This window comes from Pseudomonas sp. YL2, from assembly GCF_023063025.1.
GTDB lineage: Bacteria > Pseudomonadota > Gammaproteobacteria > Pseudomonadales > Pseudomonadaceae > Aquipseudomonas > Aquipseudomonas putida_A.
In genome coordinates this window covers 117,745-134,731 of sequence record NZ_JAJSLU010000019.1, presented here as the reverse complement: position 1 = coordinate 134,731, position 16,987 = coordinate 117,745, and the positions used below count along the sequence as shown (strand labels likewise).

The 16,987-nt window shown below is 61.9% G+C and carries 12 protein-coding genes and 1 pseudogene; 10 read left to right on the top strand and 3 right to left on the bottom strand.

Features of this window, described 5'->3' with window-relative positions; genetic code table 11:
* The first annotated feature begins 164 nt into the window (after nucleotides 1-164).
* From LVD08_RS23290 to LVD08_RS23275, 4 genes are all read left to right on the top strand, one after another.
* Entirely contained in the window at nucleotides 165-3,761 is a 3,597-nt protein-coding gene (locus tag LVD08_RS23290) for a DUF2339 domain-containing protein (RefSeq protein ID WP_247269367.1), read from the top strand.
* Nucleotides 3,758-5,122 carry a DUF3999 domain-containing protein gene (locus LVD08_RS23285; protein ID WP_247269366.1) on the top strand — a complete coding sequence of 455 codons (1,365 nt, stop codon included), beginning with the start codon at nucleotides 3,758-3,760 and terminating at the stop codon, nucleotides 5,120-5,122. The genes LVD08_RS23290 and LVD08_RS23285 overlap by 4 nt, the downstream gene beginning before the upstream one ends.
* 329 nt (nucleotides 5,123-5,451) lie before the next feature.
* Nucleotides 5,452-6,462 (top strand): class 1 fructose-bisphosphatase, encoded by a 1,011-nt coding sequence (locus tag LVD08_RS23280; protein WP_007961744.1) that lies wholly within the window; start codon nucleotides 5,452-5,454, stop codon nucleotides 6,460-6,462.
* A gap of 3 nt (nucleotides 6,463-6,465) precedes the next feature.
* Entirely contained in the window at nucleotides 6,466-7,068 is a 603-nt protein-coding gene (locus LVD08_RS23275; protein WP_247269365.1) for a DUF924 family protein, read from the top strand.
* A 134-nt stretch (nucleotides 7,069-7,202) separates the two neighbouring features.
* On the opposite strand, the gene LVD08_RS28355 is transcribed toward LVD08_RS23275, so the two are convergent.
* Both LVD08_RS28355 and LVD08_RS28350 read right to left on the bottom strand, forming a co-directional pair.
* Nucleotides 7,203-7,967, bottom strand: a complete 765-nt coding sequence (locus LVD08_RS28355; protein WP_371260421.1) for a methyl-accepting chemotaxis protein — start codon at nucleotides 7,965-7,967, stop codon at nucleotides 7,203-7,205.
* 93 nt (nucleotides 7,968-8,060) lie between these two features.
* Nucleotides 8,061-9,083, bottom strand: a pseudogene (locus LVD08_RS28350) (cache domain-containing sensor histidine kinase); the annotation flags it as partial.
* A gap of 294 nt (nucleotides 9,084-9,377) precedes the next feature.
* Between LVD08_RS28350 and LVD08_RS23265 the strand changes: the two are divergent.
* Together LVD08_RS23265 and LVD08_RS23260 are read left to right on the top strand one after the other, a co-directional pair.
* Entirely contained in the window at nucleotides 9,378-9,632 is a 255-nt protein-coding gene (locus tag LVD08_RS23265; protein WP_003220802.1) for a hypothetical protein, read from the top strand.
* A gap of 31 nt (nucleotides 9,633-9,663) precedes the next feature.
* Nucleotides 9,664-10,233 (top strand): lipocalin family protein, encoded by a 570-nt coding sequence (locus tag LVD08_RS23260; RefSeq protein ID WP_096794672.1) that lies wholly within the window; start codon nucleotides 9,664-9,666, stop codon nucleotides 10,231-10,233.
* Nucleotides 10,234-10,353: 120 nt separating this feature from the next.
* Here LVD08_RS23260 and LVD08_RS23255 read toward each other — a convergent pair whose 3' ends face one another.
* Nucleotides 10,354-11,718, bottom strand: coding sequence for a formimidoylglutamate deiminase (locus LVD08_RS23255; protein WP_247269363.1), 1,365 nt, complete (start codon nucleotides 11,716-11,718; stop codon nucleotides 10,354-10,356).
* A gap of 188 nt (nucleotides 11,719-11,906) precedes the next feature.
* Here LVD08_RS23255 and hutC point away from each other — a divergent pair, with 188 nt between their 5' ends.
* From hutC to LVD08_RS23235, 4 genes are all read left to right on the top strand, one after another.
* On the top strand, nucleotides 11,907-12,575 hold the full coding sequence (gene hutC / locus LVD08_RS23250; RefSeq protein ID WP_230679353.1) for a histidine utilization repressor: 669 nt from the start codon (nucleotides 11,907-11,909) through the stop codon (nucleotides 12,573-12,575).
* Nucleotides 12,572-13,141, top strand: coding sequence for a HutD/Ves family protein (locus LVD08_RS23245; protein ID WP_247269362.1), 570 nt, complete (start codon nucleotides 12,572-12,574; stop codon nucleotides 13,139-13,141). The genes hutC and LVD08_RS23245 overlap by 4 nt, the downstream gene beginning before the upstream one ends.
* Before the next feature lie 479 nt (nucleotides 13,142-13,620).
* Nucleotides 13,621-15,318 carry a urocanate hydratase gene (gene hutU, locus LVD08_RS23240; protein ID WP_027611281.1) on the top strand — a complete coding sequence of 566 codons (1,698 nt, stop codon included), beginning with the start codon at nucleotides 13,621-13,623 and terminating at the stop codon, nucleotides 15,316-15,318.
* Nucleotides 15,319-15,492: 174 nt separating this feature from the next.
* Nucleotides 15,493-16,965 carry a purine-cytosine permease family protein gene (locus LVD08_RS23235; RefSeq protein WP_103368322.1) on the top strand — a complete coding sequence of 491 codons (1,473 nt, stop codon included), beginning with the start codon at nucleotides 15,493-15,495 and terminating at the stop codon, nucleotides 16,963-16,965.
* Nucleotides 16,966-16,987: the final 22 nt, after the last annotated feature.

Sequence of the window (16,987 nt, the reverse complement as noted above, 5' to 3'; positions counted from 1 at the left end):
CCGGTGGGGGGGAGCGGGCCGCCGGGGGGGGGGTGTGCGCATCCAAGGGGACGTCCGCCCCCCACAACCCCTCCGACCCAAGCCCCCCTCCCACATTGGATTTTGCCTAGACTGAAGCAACTGTCGGGATTGCCCCGCCTCGGGGCTGCTTAGGGATATCGACCATGCAATGGATGTTCATGTTGATCGGGCTGCTGCTCGGCTGGCTGCTCGATGAGTCGTTCAGTGCCGCGCTGCTTGGTGCACTGCTCGGGCTTGCGATCGGGCAAACGCTACGCATCGCCCGGCTTGGCTCGCAGGCCACCGACCAACAGCGTCAACTGGAACAGGCCAAGGTCGCCCTGCAAGCCGTCGAGCAGCGTCTGTTTCTGCTTGAAGGTGCCAGCTTGCGCAGCACGCCGCCGAGCGTGGCGCCGATGCCGGACGCCATCGTTGAGCCGATCATCGTCGCCGAACAATCATCCTCCCCCACGCCGGATCTGGTCTGGGAACTGCCACCCGAACTCGAACCGATGTCTACCGTTGCCAGCGAAACCAGCCAGCCGCTGCCGGCGGATGTCTGGCGTCTGGATGCTGTTACCGACGAGCCAGCAGCGCCGGCACAGCCTGCCGAACCTCGTGGCCCGAACCTGATCGAGCGTGGCATCAGCGCTGCGCGTGACTGGCTGTTCGGTGGCAACACCGTGCTGCGGGTTGGTGTGGTGCTGCTGTTTTTCGGTCTGGCGTTCCTGCTGCGCTACGCCACCGAGGGCATGGTGGTGCCGATCGAACTGCGTTATGCCGGCGTCGCGGCGGCGGCGTTGGCCCTGCTGGCACTGGGCTGGTGGCTGCGTACGCGCAACAGCAGTTATGCGCTGATTCTGCAGGGCACCGGGATCGCGGTGCTGTACCTGACGGTGTTTGCGGCGATGCGTCTGCATCCGTTGCTCGATCCGTCCGCCGCGCTGGGGTTGCTGGTGGCGGTCACGGTGTTCTCGGCGATTCTCGCCATCACTCAGGATGCGCTGGGGCTGGCGGCGGCTGCAGCATTGGGCGGTTTCGCCGCGCCGATCCTGACCTCGACCGGGGAGGGCAACCATGTCGCGCTGTTCAGCTATTTCGCGTTGCTCAATGCCGGCATTCTCGCCATTGCCTGGTTCAAGGCCTGGCGCCTGCTTAACCTGATCGGGTTCGTCGGCACGTTCGGTATCGGCTTCGCCTGGGGCCTGCGCTCCTATGCGCCCGAGTTGCTGTGGAGCACCGAGCCGTTCCTGATTCTGTTCTTCCTGATGTACCTGGGCATCGGCCTGTTGTTCGCCCGACGCAAGTTGCTCGACATGCCCGATGCGCCAGCAGACGGCGATCGCGAGGCGCTGCTGCACTGGTCGGCGCGCAAGGGCGACTACGTCGACGGCACGATGCTGTTCGGCCCGCCGATCGTGGGCTTCGGTCTGCAGTTTGCGCTGGTGCAGCACCTGGAGTTCGCCGCTGCGTTCAGCGCACTCGCACTGGGCGTGATCTACATGGGCCTGGCCCGGGTGTTGATGGGCGGCCGCGCCTTGTTGCTGGGTGAAACCTGTCTGGCGCTGGGGGTGATTTTCGCCAGTCTGGCGATCCCGCTGGGCCTCGATGCGCGCTGGACTTCGGCGGCGTGGGCAGTGGAGGGCGCGGGGATTTTCTGGCTCGGCCTGCGTCAGCATCGGCCGTTCGCCCGAGCGTTTGCCCTGCTGCTGCAACTGGGGTCGGCGCTGGCCTTTCTCAGTCAGTTGCGGGTTGGCGAAAGCAGCCTGCTCGACGGCGCACCGCTGGGGGCGTTGATGCTCGGCATCGCGCTGCTGTTCAGTTTCTATCAATTGCGCAAAGCCTCGGCGGAACAGGCTTCGCCGTGGGAGCGCCAGGGTTTGCCGGTGCTGGCGGCACTGGGCCTGACGTTCCTGTATTTGCTGGCGCCGTTGTTTTTCTTTGTTCAGCTGACAGCGATCAGTTGGGCCTTGGCCGGATTGGTGACCTTGTTCGTCGGTCTGCGCCTGCAATCGCGCACGTTCCTGTTCACCGCGTTCACTGTGCAGTTGCTCGGTGGTGCGCTGTTCCTGTTGCGCCTGCAAGGTGCAGGTGAGGGTTCGACGGCGGTGTTCAGCGCCGGGTGGAGCGGTTTGCTCAGCGCATCCGTGATCGGTGTGGCGTTGATCGGCGGGATGCTGCTGGCGGCGCGCGACGAGATGGTGCGCGGCGATGTGCGGCTGCTGCGCGGGTTGTCGGTGGTATTGCTGGCGGGGTTGGTGCTGATCAATCTGGCGGTGCTGTTCGTGCTGCCGTGGCAAACCGCGAGTGCGGTGTGGGCGGCGAGCGGTCTGCTGATCATCTGGCTGAGCCTGTACCTCAAGCAGCGCGTGAGTTTTGTTTTCGGCCTGTTGTTGCAGTTGATCGGTGGCGCGGCGTTCTTGTTGACCGGCCCCGAGTTGCTCGGGCCGCTGTCCAGCGAAGGTCTGCGGCCGTTGGCCCATGGCGGCTTCTGGACGCCGCTGGTACTGGGGCTGGCCGCGCTGGTCGGTGCCTGGCGTCTGCAACTGGGCAATCATGCCTCGGCGTTCGATGCGCTGAGTTTGCAACGCCTGTCCGAAGTGCTGCTGGTGTGGGGCGCCGGTTGGTGGGCGTTGGCGTGGGTCAGTGAGGTGCTGCGTTTTGCGCCGCTGAATCTGCAGGCGACGCTGTTGCTGCTGATTGCCGCGCTGAATGTGGCGCTGTGGACATTGTTGGCGCTGCGCCTGAAATGGCCGGCGCTGGGCCTGCTCTGCACCTTGCTGATCCCGGCGGCGGGGCTGGTGCTGCTGGCGGCGTGGCATGCGCGTTATCACCCAGCGGCGAATTTCGGTTGGCTGGCGTGGGTATTGGTGTTCGCCGTGCATTTCTTCAGCCTGCGGCGTCTGGCGCCGATGCTACCGGCACGCGCCTTGAGCACGGCGCACGTGCTGGGTTGCTGGCTGCTGATCGGCGTACTGGCGCTGGAGCTGCGCTACGGTCTGCTGCTGTTGTCCGAGCAATACAACGCGTGGCGCTGGCTGGGCTGGGCGATCCTGCCGAGCCTGTATCTGCTGTTGGCGGCGGCTCCGCGCAGCTGGCCATGGCCGGTGGCGGCATTCCCGCGGGAATATCGTTTGTACGCCGCCGCGCCGCTGGCAGTGCTGATGCTGGCGTGGTTCTGGCTGGCCAACGGCGTTAGCGACGGTAACGCCGAACCGCTGCCGTACGTGCCGCTGATCAACCCGCTGGAATTGGGCCTGCTGTTCGCCCTGTTCGGGGTGTACGTGTGGTCGCGCCATGCGGTGACGCAGTTTGCCCTGCGCAAGGATTACGCCGAGTACGCCACACAACTGGTCGCCGGGGTTTCGCTGTTCGCTTTCTGCACCGCGCTGGTGACCCGCGCTGCGCACCATTGGGCGGGCATTCCGTTCGAGCTGGATCTGCTGCTCGAATCGATGCTGGTGCAGGCCGGGTTGTCCATCGTCTGGACCCTGATGGCGTTGGGGCTGATGATCGGCGGACACCTGCGTCACCGGCGCGAAGTGTGGCTGATCGGCGCGGCGTTGATTGCGCTGGTGGTGGCCAAACTGATTTTTGTCGAATTGAGCAACCGTGGCGGACTGGCCCGGATCGTCTCGTTTATCGGCGTCGGCGTGTTGCTGCTGGTGGTGGGCTATTTCGCACCGCTGCCACCGAAACGTGTCGAAGCCGAACCGGTGGCGGACAAACCCGTGCCGGATACCGAAGGAGTTTCATCTTGAGTCGCATGCTGAATCTGGGGTGGTTGGCGCTGGGCGTGGTGATGGCTGCTGGCGCGCAGGAAAAACCGGCGGACTTCGCCACGCAGGTGCCGCTGACGGTGAGCGGCAACGGCCCGTGGTATCGCCTCGACCTGCCGCTGAGCGCACAATTGCAGGCCCGCCAGACCGATCTCAGCGACCTGCGCGTGTTCAACGCCGCCGGCGAACCACAGGCCTACGCCCTGGCCCGGGAATCGGCGCAGACTCGCGACGACGGTCAGTTGCATGAGGTGAAGTGGTTCCCGCTGTACAACGCCGCCGATGCCAGTGAGCGTGCGCCGAACGTGCGCGTGCAATCGACCACCACCGGCACACTGGTGGAAGTGCAACCGTCGACTCAGCTGGAGGCTGGTGAAGAAGTGCTGCGTGGCTGGCTGCTCGATGCCAGTGCGATCAAGGCGCCGCTGCAGCAGTTGATTCTCGACTGGACCAGCGAGCGCGACGGCTTCCAGCGTTTCAGCATCGAGGCCAGTGATGATTTGCAGCATTGGCAGGCGTGGGGCGAGGGGCAGGTGGCACGGCTGACCTTTTCCGACGAGCGCATCGAGCAGCATGAGGTGGCGCTGCCGGGGCAATCGGCGCGCTATCTGCGTCTGCTGTGGGATGCGCCAACCTCGGCGCCAATCCTCACGTCCGCTCAACTGAAAAGCAGCGATCCGCGTAACGTGCCGCTGCCGTTGGTCTGGTCGCAAGCGCTGGCGGGCAACAGCACCAAGTCCGGTGAGTACATCTGGCAATTGCCGATGGGCCTGAATGTCGAGCGGGTGCAAGTCGAGCTGAAACAACCGAACAGTCTGGCTCCGGTCACACTCGCGGGCCGGCGCGAAAGCAGCCTGCCGTGGCAGACGTTGAGCAACGGTTTGCTGTATCGCCTGACCCAGAACGGTCAGGACGTGGTGCAAAACGAATTGCAGTTGTACGGGCAAACTGTGCAGCAGTTGAAACTGAGCGTGGACGAGCGCGGCGGCGGTCTGGGTGAGCAGGCACCGAGCCTGAAGTACGCGGTGCGGGCGACCCAGGTGATTTTCCTCGCACGGGGTGACGGGCCTTACAGCCTGGCGCTGGGCAATCCGACGGTGAAAACCGCGAACTTGCCGCTGAGCACGCTGATTCCGGATTTCAAACCGCAGAAGCTCGCGACGCTGGGCAAGGCGACGGTGCAGGGTGAGGTGGTTGCCACTCAGGCTGCGCCGGCGACTACGGCGGCAGTAGCCGAGACCAACTGGAAGAAAATCGGCCTGTGGGCGGTGTTGCTGGTGAGTGTGGTGTTCCTCGGGGCGATGGCGGCGAGCCTGTTGCGCAAGCCGCCGACCAATTCCTGAGAATGGCTGGCGCTGCGCGCCATTCGCGAGCAAGCCCGCTCCCACAGTTGACCGAGTAGCCTCGATGGACGCGATCAATGTGGGAGCGGGCTTGCTCGCGAAGGCGGCTGATCGGCCAACGAGAATTTCAGATCGGTCGCGGTTGCGCACGCACCACCCGTCCCGTTTCGAACTACGCTCAATCCGGTACCTGAACTCTCTCGACCCGATCACGTCTGATACAAGCAATTGCGCCCCAATGCACGTTACCGGGCGTCATCGCTCGCTACGTTTTCAGACTCCCTGTAAACTGCGCGGGTTTTTAGCCCCCCATTCCACCGGAGCCGTCCATGTCCCGCGTTACCCTGAGTCGCTATTTGATTGAGCAGACCCGCAGCAATAACACTCCTGCCGATCTGCGCTTCCTGATCGAAGTGGTGGCGCGTGCCTGCAAAGAGATCAGCCACGCCGTGTCCAAAGGCGCCCTGGGTGGTGTTCTGGGCAGCATGGGCACTGAAAACGTCCAAGGCGAAGTGCAGAAGAAGCTCGACGTGCTGTCGAACGAGATCCTGCTCGAAGCCAACGAATGGGGCGGTCACCTGGCCGGCATGGCGTCCGAAGAAATGGACAATGCCTACCAGATCCCGGGCAAATACCCGAAAGGCGCCTACCTGCTGGTATTCGACCCACTGGACGGCTCGTCGAACATCGATATCAACGCTCCGGTCGGCACCATCTTCTCGGTACTGCGTTGCCCGAACGAATACCTGAGCCAGAACGAGCCGCTGAACGAAAAAGCCTTCCTGCAGCCAGGCACCCAGCAGGTTGCCGCCGGTTACGCGATCTACGGCCCGCAGACCATGCTGGTGCTGACTCTGGGCGACGGCGTCAAAGGCTTCACCCTGGACCGCGAAATGGGCAGCTTCGTGCTGACCCACGAAGACATCACCATTCCTGAAACCACCCAGGAATTCGCGATCAACATGTCCAACCAGCGCCACTGGGAAGCCCCGGTACAACGCTACGTCAGCGAACTGCTGGCCGGCGAAGAAGGCCCGCTGAAGAAGAACTACAACATGCGCTGGGTCGCCGCGATGGTGGCCGATGTGCACCGTATCCTGACCCGTGGCGGTCTGTTCATGTATCCACGCGACAGCCGTGAGCCATCCAAGCCCGGCAAACTGCGTCTGATGTACGAAGCCAACCCGATGTCGTTCCTGGTGGAACAGGCCGGCGGCGCGTCCACTGACGGCCACCAGCGCATCCTCGACATTCAGCCGGAAGGCCTGCACCAGCGCGTAGCGGTGTTCCTCGGCTCGAAAGAAGAAGTCGCCCGCGCCACGGCTTACCACAAGGAATAAGCCATGAACGCGCCCTGGCAGCCGTTGCTCGATTGGTGGTTCGGACAAAGCGAATCACCGGACGAGGTTGCGGCTGACAAGGGCAAGTTGTGGTTCGGCAAGAAAGACAGTCAGGACCTCGAAGCGCGTGAGCGTTTCGGGGTCTTTGTCGATCAGGCCCTCGCTGGCGAATTGACCGAGTGGACGCAACGTCCCGAAGGTTGGCTGGCGGTGGTGCTGCTGCTTGATCAACTGCCGCGCATGATCTTTCGCGACACGCCCAAAGCATTCTCGGGTGATCTGCGGGCGCAGAAACTCGTCGCCCAAGGCATTGCAGCGGACTTCGACCGGCAACTGAAGCCGATTCAGCGGGTATTCATTTATCTGGTGTTCGAACACTGCGAAAACCTCGCGGTGCAGAACGAAGCCGTGTCGCGTTTTATCGATCTGGTAGCTGAACAGCCGGAAGCCGAGCGGACGGTGTTTGCCGACAATCTGGACTATGCCGAGCGGCATCGGAAAGTGATTGCGCGGTTTGGACGGTTTCCGCATCGCAATGCGGTGTTGGGGCGGGAGTCGACGGCGGAAGAACTTGAATTTCTCGCCGGGCCAGGTTCCCGATTCTAAACTTGCGTTAAGGCTGCTGCCGCCTTCGCGAGCAAGCCCGCTCCCACAGTGCCTTATGGTGGAACACACATTGTGTTAACACCGAAGATCCCTGTGGGAGCGGGCTTGCTCGCGAAGAGGCCAGTGGCCGCGCCTTAGATCCTGAAGCTGCCTACCAACTGCTTCAAGCGCGCCGCCTGTTGCTCCAGATCCGAGCAAGCGCGCAAGGTTGCCTGCAGGTTCTCGACACCTTCCTGGTTCAGCGTGTTGATCTCGTTGATGTCGACGTTGATCGATTCGACCACAGCCGTCTGTTCCTCAGTCGCGGTAGCCACCGACTGGTTCATCCCGTCGATCTCGCCGATGCGTTGGGTCACGCTGCCCAGACGTTCGCCGGCCTGGTTGGCGATGCCGACGCTGCTTTCGCTCTCGCGCTGGCTCTCGGTCATGATGCTCACGGCCTGACGCGCGCCGACTTGCAGTTCTTCGATCATCTTCTGCACTTGCTGCGCCGAATCCTGAGTGCGGTGGGCGAGGTTGCGCACCTCGTCAGCGACCACGGCGAAACCACGGCCAGCCTCACCGGCGCGGGCCGCTTCGATGGCAGCGTTTAGCGCCAGCAGGTTGGTCTGCTGCGAGATGCTGGTGATCACTTCCAGAATCTGCCCGATGTTCACCGTGTTGCTGTTGAGGGTTTCGATGTTGCCGCAGGAGTCGCTGATTTTTGCCGACAACTGCTGCATCGCGTGGATGGTTTTATCCACAACCTGCTGGCCGTCGACCGCCAGGCTGCGCGCATCGCTGGAGTGCTGCGAGGCGAGGGCGGCGTTCTGAGCGATTTCCTGAGCGGCGGCGCCGAGCTGGTTGATCGCCGCGGCCACACTGTTGGTGCGACTGGCCTGCTGGTCGGAGTTGTACATCGACGAGTTCGAAGCGGCGACCACGCGCAGGGCGACTTCGTTGACCTGGCCGGTGGCCGAGGCCACTTCGCGGATCGAAGTGTGAATACGTTCGACGAAGCGGTTGAACGACAGGCCCAGCGCGCCGAACTCGTCGTGGCCGTGGATCACCAGACGTTTGGTCAGATCGCCTTCACCTTCGGCGATGTCGTGCATGGCGCGGCCCATGGTCAGCAGCGGTTGCATCAGCACGCGGATCAGCATGCCGAGCAGGGCGATGATGATCACCACGGCGATCACCATGGCGATCAGCGCCGAGGTGCGGAATTCGCTGAGCATCGAGAACGCGGTGTCTTTGTCCAGCACCAGCGCCACGTACCAGTCGGCCGATGGCACGCCGTTAACGCGGGTGAACGAGATCAGTTGAGTCTTGCCGTCGAATTCGACTTCTTTCAGGCCCGGGCTGACTTTCGGTGCGCCGTTTGGATAAGCCTCGGCGAGGGTTTTCAGAACCAGTTTGCTGTCCGGGTGAATCAGGATCTTGCCATCGGCGCTGACGATGAACGCATGGCCGTGGCCACCAAAGTTGAGCGAGTTGATGATCGCGCTGACGCTGGTCAGGTCGATGTCCGCGCCGGCCACACCGATCATCTGACCCTGACGCTGCACCGGGGTGGCGACGGTGATCACCAGTTTGCCCGACGAGGCGGCGATGTAGGGTTCGGTGACGATGGTCTGTTGGGCGCTGTTGGCTGCCTTGTACCAGCCTCGGGCGCGCGGGTCGTAGTCCGGCGCGCGGTTGCCGGCGGGCACCGAGAACATCACGCCGTCAGCACCGCCGAAATAGCTGAGCTGGAAATTGCCGGTGTAGGCGGGCAGGTCGATGATGCGTTTTAGGCTGGCCGGGGCGCTGCCGTCGGCGGCGACCTGCTGCGACAGCGATTGCAGCAACTGGATGCGGCTTTCCAGCCAGGTCTGGATGTTGCTGGTGGTCAGGCTGCCGAGTTCCTGCATCGAGGCTTCGGTGCTGCTGCTCAGGGCTTCGCGTTGTCGATAGTCGTTGAACAAAATGAAACAGGCGAACGCAACGGCCACCACGAGGGCGGCAGCCAACAAGATCTTGTGGCTGAATTTCATGTTTCTGGTCATCGAATGAACTACCGCGAAGGGGCTGGTCGAGAAAGGGTGGGAATTTGCCACACTCGGGGGCTTTGCGCTGCTCTTATTTCGACCGCCGCGCGCCAAAGATTAGGCGTCTTTGATGAAATGCGACGAAATGCTCAATAGCCGCACAAAGTGTCTGATTTACCGGTAAATGCCAGACGAGCGGAGCGATAAATAGCCCTTTCTGAAGGGAACCAGATGAGGGTTTTCTCTTCTAAGCTTCTGGTTGGCACCATGCCATCCCCCTTCCGCTCCAGGAGTTACTTCATGTCGCTGCGATCTATCGCCCTTCTGACTTTTTGCGTGCTGTTGGCCGCGTGCAGCAAGGTCAATCAGGAAAACTATTCCAAGCTTTCGGCCGGCATGGCCAAGGCCGAGGTTGAGACGCTGCTCGGCAAACCCACCGACTGTTCGGGTGCGCTCGGCATGTCCAGTTGCACCTGGGGCGATAAAAACAGCTTTATCAGCGTGCAGTACGCCGGTGACAAAGTGCTGATGTTTTCCGGCCAAGGCCTGAAGTAAACCGGGGCTATGCGCCCACGGGAGAAAAATAATGAAGCGGTTATTGTTCGTCCTTTTTGCCGGCCTGGTACTGGCCGGCTGCGCCACCCACGGTGAAGATCCGCTGGCGCCCAAGACGGCTCACAGTGTCAATCTCAAGCGTTATCAGGGCACCTGGTATGAACTGGCGCGCCTGCCGATGTACTTCCAGCGCAACTGCGCGCAGTCCGAAGCCCACTACTCGCTCAGACCCGACGGCAATGTCGATGTGCTCAATCGCTGCCTGACCTCCGACTGGCAGTGGGAAGAAGCCAAAGGCAAAGCTTATCCACAGGTGCCGGGCAAGACCGACAAGTTGTGGGTCGAGTTCGATACCTGGTTCTCGCGCTTGATTCCGGGTGTGGCGAAAGGCGAATACTGGGTGTTGTACGTCAGCGACGACTACAAGACTGCCATCGTCGGCGATCCGAGTCGCAAGTACATGTGGTTGCTGTCGCGCACGCCAACCGTCAACGGTGTGGTGCGCGAGGAGTTGCTGAGCAAGGCGCGTCAGCAGGGTTACGACACTACGCGACTGATCTGGCGGGCGTCGGATCGGCAGATGGCCAAGACTTCGAACTAAAGGTCACCACAAATCAAATGTGGGAGCGAGCCTGCTCGCGAAGAGGGCGTGTCAGTTAACGAAAGTGTTGCTGATACACCGCTTTCGCGAGCAGGCTCGCTCCCACATTTTTGTTTTGTGTCAGCCCAAAAGCTCGCGCAGAACCTGGGTGAAGGCGCGTGCGCTTTCCTCTTCGCCCGCGTGTCGGCCATCGCGCACCACCCATTGGCCATTGACCAGCACGTCGCGCACCTGACGATCGCCACCGGCAAACAACCAGCGATTCAAGATCCCGTCGCCGCTGGCGGTCGCCAGATACGGATCATTGCCATCGAGCACGATCCAGTCCGCACGCTTGCCGACTTCCAGCGCGCCAATCGGCTGTCCCAAAGCCTGGGCGCCGCCGTCCAGCGCTGCGTCATACAGCGTGCGCCCAACCATCGGCTGATCCGCGCCATACAAACGGTTACGCCGCTGATCACGCAGACGCTGGCCGTATTCCAGCCAGCGCAATTCCTCGACCACGCTGAGCGACACATGGCTGTCGGAACCGATGCCCATGCGTCCGCCCTGGGCGAGGAAATCCACCGCCGGGAAAATCCCGTCGCCCAGATTCGCTTCAGTGGTCAGGCACAGGCCGGCGATGGCGCGACTCTTGGCCATCAGCGTGACTTCTTCCGGGTTGGCGTGGGTGGCGTGAACCAGGCACCAGCGCTGATCGACTTCGGTATTTTCGTAGAGCCATTGCAACGGACGGCGACCGCTCCAGCTCAGGCAGTCATCGACTTCCTTCTGCTGTTCGGCGATGTGAATGTGCACCGGGCACTGCTTGTCGCTGGCGGCCAGCACTTCGCTGATCTGCTGCGGGGTGACCGCACGCAGCGAGTGGAAGCACAGTCCCAGCGATTGGGCTTTTTGCTGAGCCAGTAATGGCTGCAAGCGCGATTGCAGGTTCAGGTAATTTTCGGTGCTGTTGATGAAGCGGCGCTGCCCATCATTGGGCGTTTGGCCGCCGAATCCGGAATGGCTGTAGAGCACCGGCAGCAGGGTCAGACCGATGCCGCTTTCGCTCGCTGCCTGACTGATGCGCAGTGCCAGTTCGGCCGGATCGGCATACGGCTGACCGTTATTGTCGTGGTGTACATAGTGGAATTCAGCAACCGAGGTGTAACCGGCCTTGAGCATTTCGATGTACAGCTGACGGGCGATCACGCCGAGTTGCTCGGGGCTGATTTTTCCGACGAGCCGATACATCAGGTCGCGCCAGGTCCAGAAACTGTCGTTCGGATTGCCGGCCACTTCGGCCAGCCCGGCCATCGCGCGCTGGAAGGCGTGGGAGTGCAGATTGGGCATGCCCGGCAGCAGCGGACCGCTCAGCCGTTCGGCGCCGTCTGCAGTGGAATCGGCCTGAATCTGGGTCAGCACGCCATCGGCGCTGACCTCGAGACGTACATTGTTGGCCCATCCGTTAGGCAGCAGCGCGCGTTCGGCAAAGAAAGCGGACATGGTTCAGCACCCCATCGTGTGTTATTTGTATATACATATACAGACGTTTGCCTGCCCGGTAAACTCCGGCAAGCTAGCAACCCTCATCCAATGAACAGGGATCAACCGTGCCGACTCCGCCTCCAGTCTCTCCGTTGGCCGCGAACCTGGGCGACAGTCCGGCGCCCTTGTACGCCCGCGTCAAACAGATGATCACCCAGCAGATCGACAGCGGTAACTGGCCACCGCACTACCGCGTGCCATCGGAAAGCGAACTGGTCAGCCAGCTCGGTTTCAGCCGCATGACCATCAACCGCGCGCTGCGCGAAATGACCGCCGACGGCCTGCTCGTGCGCATGCAAGGTGTCGGTACGTTTGTCGCTGAACCGAAGAGCCAGTCTGCGTTGTTCGAAGTGCACAACATCGCTGATGAAATTGCCTCCCGTGGCCATCGCCACACCTGTCAGGTGATCACCCTCGAAGAAGAGGCCGCCGGTTCCGAGCGCGCGCTGGCGCTGGACATGCGCGAAGGGCAGAAGGTGTTCCACTCGCTGATCGTGCATTACGAAAACGACATTCCGGTGCAAATCGAAGACCGCTTCGTCAACGCACTGGTCGCCCCGGAATACCTCAAGCAGGACTTCACCCTGCAGACCCCTTACGCCTATCTCAACCAGGTCGCGCCACTGACCGAAGGCGAGCACGTCGTCGAGGCGATCCTCGCCGAGCCGTCCGAGTGCAAGTTGCTGCAGATCGAAAAAGGCGAGCCATGCCTGCTGATCCGTCGCCGCACGTGGTCGGGGCGTCAGCCGGTGACCGCCGCGCGTTTGATTCACCCAGGTTCCCGTCATCGTCTGGAAGGACGCTTTCATAAATGAGTCAGGTAAAGGTTTTACGCGCTGAAGGCTACCCGCGCATGCCGTGGAAAAACGGCGGCGGCAGCACCGAAGAGATTACCCGTGATGCGGGTGCCGGCCTCGATGGTTTCGGCTGGCGCCTGTCGATTGCCGACATCGCCGAGTCCGGTGGTTTCTCGACCTTTGCCGGTTACCAGCGGGTGATCACGGTATTGCAGGGCGATGGCATGACCCTGTGCGTCGATGGTGATGACACGCGGCCGCTGTTACCGCTGGACCCGTTTGCCTTCAGCGGCGAAAGCCAGGTGTCCTGCACCTTGCTCGGCGGCGCGATCCGCGACTTCAACCTGATCTACGCGCCGCAGCGGTACAGCGCGCGGTTGCAGTGGCTGGATGGCGAGCAGCGGTTTTTCAGCTCGGCGACGACGGTGCTGGTGTTCAGTGTCAGTGAGCTGCTGCAAGTGCAGGTTGCTGACAACACTGCGCAACTCGGCCGCCATGATTGCCTGCAACTGGACGGTAACACCGGCCTGCTTGAAGTCGCGGTAAACGCCGCGTGCTGCGTGATCGAGCTGACTGCGCGCTGATCCTTCTGCTCATATAAAACACATTGTGGCGAGGGAGCTTGCTCCCGCTGGGCTGCGAAGCGGCCCCATTTCGGTAAATGCCGGAATGGGAGTCCTTCGGCCTCCAGCGGGAGCAAGCTCCCTCGCCACAATTGCATTTCAATCCTGTTTCCCTCGGCGCACCAACTTGTTACCGAACGCCCCAGCGTGGCGCAAAACCACGCTTTCGTAACAGCTGCACACTTCCCTCATACACCTCCGCAAAAATTTTCATTCACGCCGCAACCCTTGTCTCAGGCGCTCTGCAGCCCTGTCCGCAATTTTTCTTGAACGCCCCTCCAGCAAGTTGGCCGCTTGATTGCATATGCTTGTATGTACAAGTAAAGACGTATGCGTATGAGTCCGCAGCGTCCACTGATTCGCTTGTCGCGCATTGAGGCGCGCAGGCTGCTTGCCCACTGCCAGGGTTGGTTTGAATTGATCGCTGAGGAGTCTTTTTCGTGACTGACAATAAGCCTACAACTGCCGTTTATACAAAGAGACGTGACGTCGAAATCCGTGCATCGCGCGGCAACAAGCTGACCGCCAAGAGCTGGCTGACCGAAGCGCCGCTGCGCATGCTGATGAACAACCTCGATCCAGAAGTGGCCGAGAACCCGAAAGAGCTGGTGGTCTACGGTGGCATCGGTCGCGCTGCGCGTAACTGGGAGTGCTACGACAAGATCGTCGAAAGCCTGACCAATCTGAACGACGATGAAACCCTGCTGGTGCAGTCGGGCAAACCGGTCGGCGTGTTCAAGACCCACAGCAACGCCCCGCGCGTATTGATCGCCAACTCCAACCTGGTGCCGCACTGGGCGAGCTGGGAACACTTCAACGAACTCGACGCCAAGGGCCTGGCCATGTACGGCCAGATGACCGCCGGCAGCTGGATCTACATCGGCAGCCAGGGCATTGTTCAGGGCACCTACGAAACCTTCGTCGAAGCCGGTCGTCAGCACTACAACGACAACCTCAAAGGCAAGTGGGTCCTGACCGCGGGTCTGGGCGGCATGGGCGGTGCTCAGCCGCTGGCCGCCACCCTGGCCGGTGCCTGCTCGCTGAATATCGAATGCCAGCAGGTGAGCATCGATTTCCGCTTGAAAAGCCGCTACGTCGACGAGCAGGCCAAAGATCTCGATGACGCCCTGGCGCGCATCGCCAAATACACCGCCGAAGGCAAAGCGATTTCCATCGCGCTGCTGGGCAACGCGGCAGAAATTCTGCCGGAACTGGTCAAGCGCGGTGTGCGCCCGGACATGGTCACCGACCAGACCAGCGCCCACGACCCACTGAACGGCTACCTGCCGGCTGGCTGGACTTGGGACGAATATCGCGCCCGCGCCAAGACCGAGCCGGCCGCTGTGATCAAGGCCGCCAAGCAGTCGATGGCCGTCCACGTCAAAGCGATGCTGGACTTCCAGAAACAAGGCATTCCGACCTTCGACTACGGCAACAACATCCGTCAGATGGCGCAAGAAGAAGGCGTGGAAAACGCGTTCGACTTCCCAGGCTTTGTACCGGCCTACATCCGCCCACTGTTCTGCCGTGGCATCGGTCCGTTCCGCTGGGCGGCGCTGTCGGGTGATCCGCAGGACATCTACAAAACCGACGCCAAAGTCAAAGAACTGATCCCGGACGACGCGCACCTGCACAACTGGCTGGACATGGCCCGCGAGCGCATCAGCTTCCAGGGGCTGCCGGCACGTATCTGCTGGGTCGGTCTGGGCCTGCGCGCCAAGCTCGGTCTGGCGTTCAACGAAATGGTGCGCAGCGGCGAGCTGTCGGCACCGATCGTGATCGGTCGCGACCACCTCGACTCCGGCTCCGTTGCCAGCCCGAACCGCGAAACCGAATCGATGCAGGACGGTTCCGACGCCGTGTCCGACTGGCCACTGCTCAACGCTCTGCTGAACACCGCGAGCGGCGCGACTTGGGTTTCCCTGCACCACGGCGGTGGTGTGGGCATGGGCTTCTCGCAGCACTCGGGCATGGTGATTGTCTGCGACGGTACTGACGAAGCGGCCGAGCGTATTGCGCGCGTGCTGCACAACGACCCGGCGACCGGTGTCATGCGTCACGCCGATGCCGGTTACCAGATCGCTATCGACTGCGCCAAGGAGCAGGGGCTGAACCTGCCGATGATTACCGGTAAATAAACGCAATTCTGTGGGAAATGCTTTTGGTGGGAGTGGGCTTGCTCACGAACGCGTTGGATCAGTCAGCACATGTTTCGAATGTGCCGGCCCCTTCGCGAGCAAGCCCGCTCCCACCAAAAGCCGCCCGCGCAAGACGCTCAGTGAACTCGAATAACAATCCACAGAGGTTGAATCATGGCTGTAACCCCCGATCGTGCAGGCAACAAACCGTTGATCGAAAGGCGTTCGATCGACTACATCCCGGAAGCGGAAAGACACGGTCGTCTGTTGAGCCAGTTCACTCTGTGGATGGGTGCGAATCTGCAAATCACTGCGATTGTCACCGGGGCCCTGGCCGTGGTGCTGGGCGGTGATGTGTTCTGGTCGTTGATCGGTCTGTTGATCGGTCAACTGCTGGGCGGTGGCGTGATGGCGCTGCATGCGGCGCAAGGGCCGAAACTGGGCCTGCCGCAGATGATTTCCAGCCGCGTGCAATTCGGCGTCTACGGCGCGGCGATCCCGATCGTGCTGGTGTGCCTGATGTACCTGGGTTTCACCGCCACCGGTACGGTGCTTTCCGGCCAGGCGCTGGGCCAGTTGTTTGGCGTCAGCGACACGGTTGGCATCCTGCTGTTCGCCAGTGTCATCGTGGTGGTCACGGTGCTCGGTTATCGGGTGATCCACTGGATCGGCCGGGTTGCCAGTGTCATCGGCGTGATTGCCTTCGTGTATCTGTTCAGCCGTCTGCTGAGCCAGGTGGACGTGGGCGCGCTGTTGCAGATCCGCCACTTCAGCTGGAGCAGCTTCCTGCTGGCGGTGTCGCTCGCGGCGTCCTGGCAGATCGCGTTCGGCCCTTATGTGGCTGACTATTCGCGTTACCTGCCGAGCAAGATTTCCTCGGTGAAAACCTTCTTTGCCGCTGGCGCCGGTTCGGTCATCGGTGCGCAGGTGGCGATGGTCCTCGGCGTATTCGCCGCGGCCTCGGCCAACGGCCAGTTTGCCGGTCACGAAGTGGCCTACATCGTCGGGCTGGGTGGCACTGGTGCCACCGCCGCGCTGCTGTACTTCAGCATCGCGTTCGGCAAGGTGACCATCTCGACGCTGAACTCCTACGGCAGCTTCATGTGCATCGCCACCATCATCAGTGGTTTCAAAGGGCACCTGACCGTTACGCGTATGCAGCGTCTGGTGTTCGTGCTGGTGATCGTCGGCGCCGCCACCCTGATCGCCTTGCTCGGTCAGCACTCGTTCCTCGGTGCGTTCAAGTCGTTCATCCTGTTCCTGCTGGCGTTCTTCACGCCATGGAGCGCGATCAACCTGGTCGACTACTACTGCATCACCCGCGAGCGCTATGACGTGCCGGCGCTGGCCGATCCGAACGGTCGCTATGGCCGCTGGAATCTGCTCGGGATCAGCGTCTATGTGTTCGGCGTGCTGGTGCAACTGCCGTTCATCTCCACCAAGTTCTACACCGGCCCGCTGGTGGCCGCCCTCGGTGACGTGGATATCTCCTGGATCATCGGTCTGGTGCTGCCTGCTGCCCTCTATTACGTGTGCGCAAAAAAATGGCACGGCTCGGTGCCTGATCAACTGATTCTGCCGGTCGAGCAGAACAGCGTTGTACCACCTGAAAAAAGTGGGGCCGGGCGCGCTGCGGCGCAGGCCTGATTGGACGTGGACAGGGCTGGAT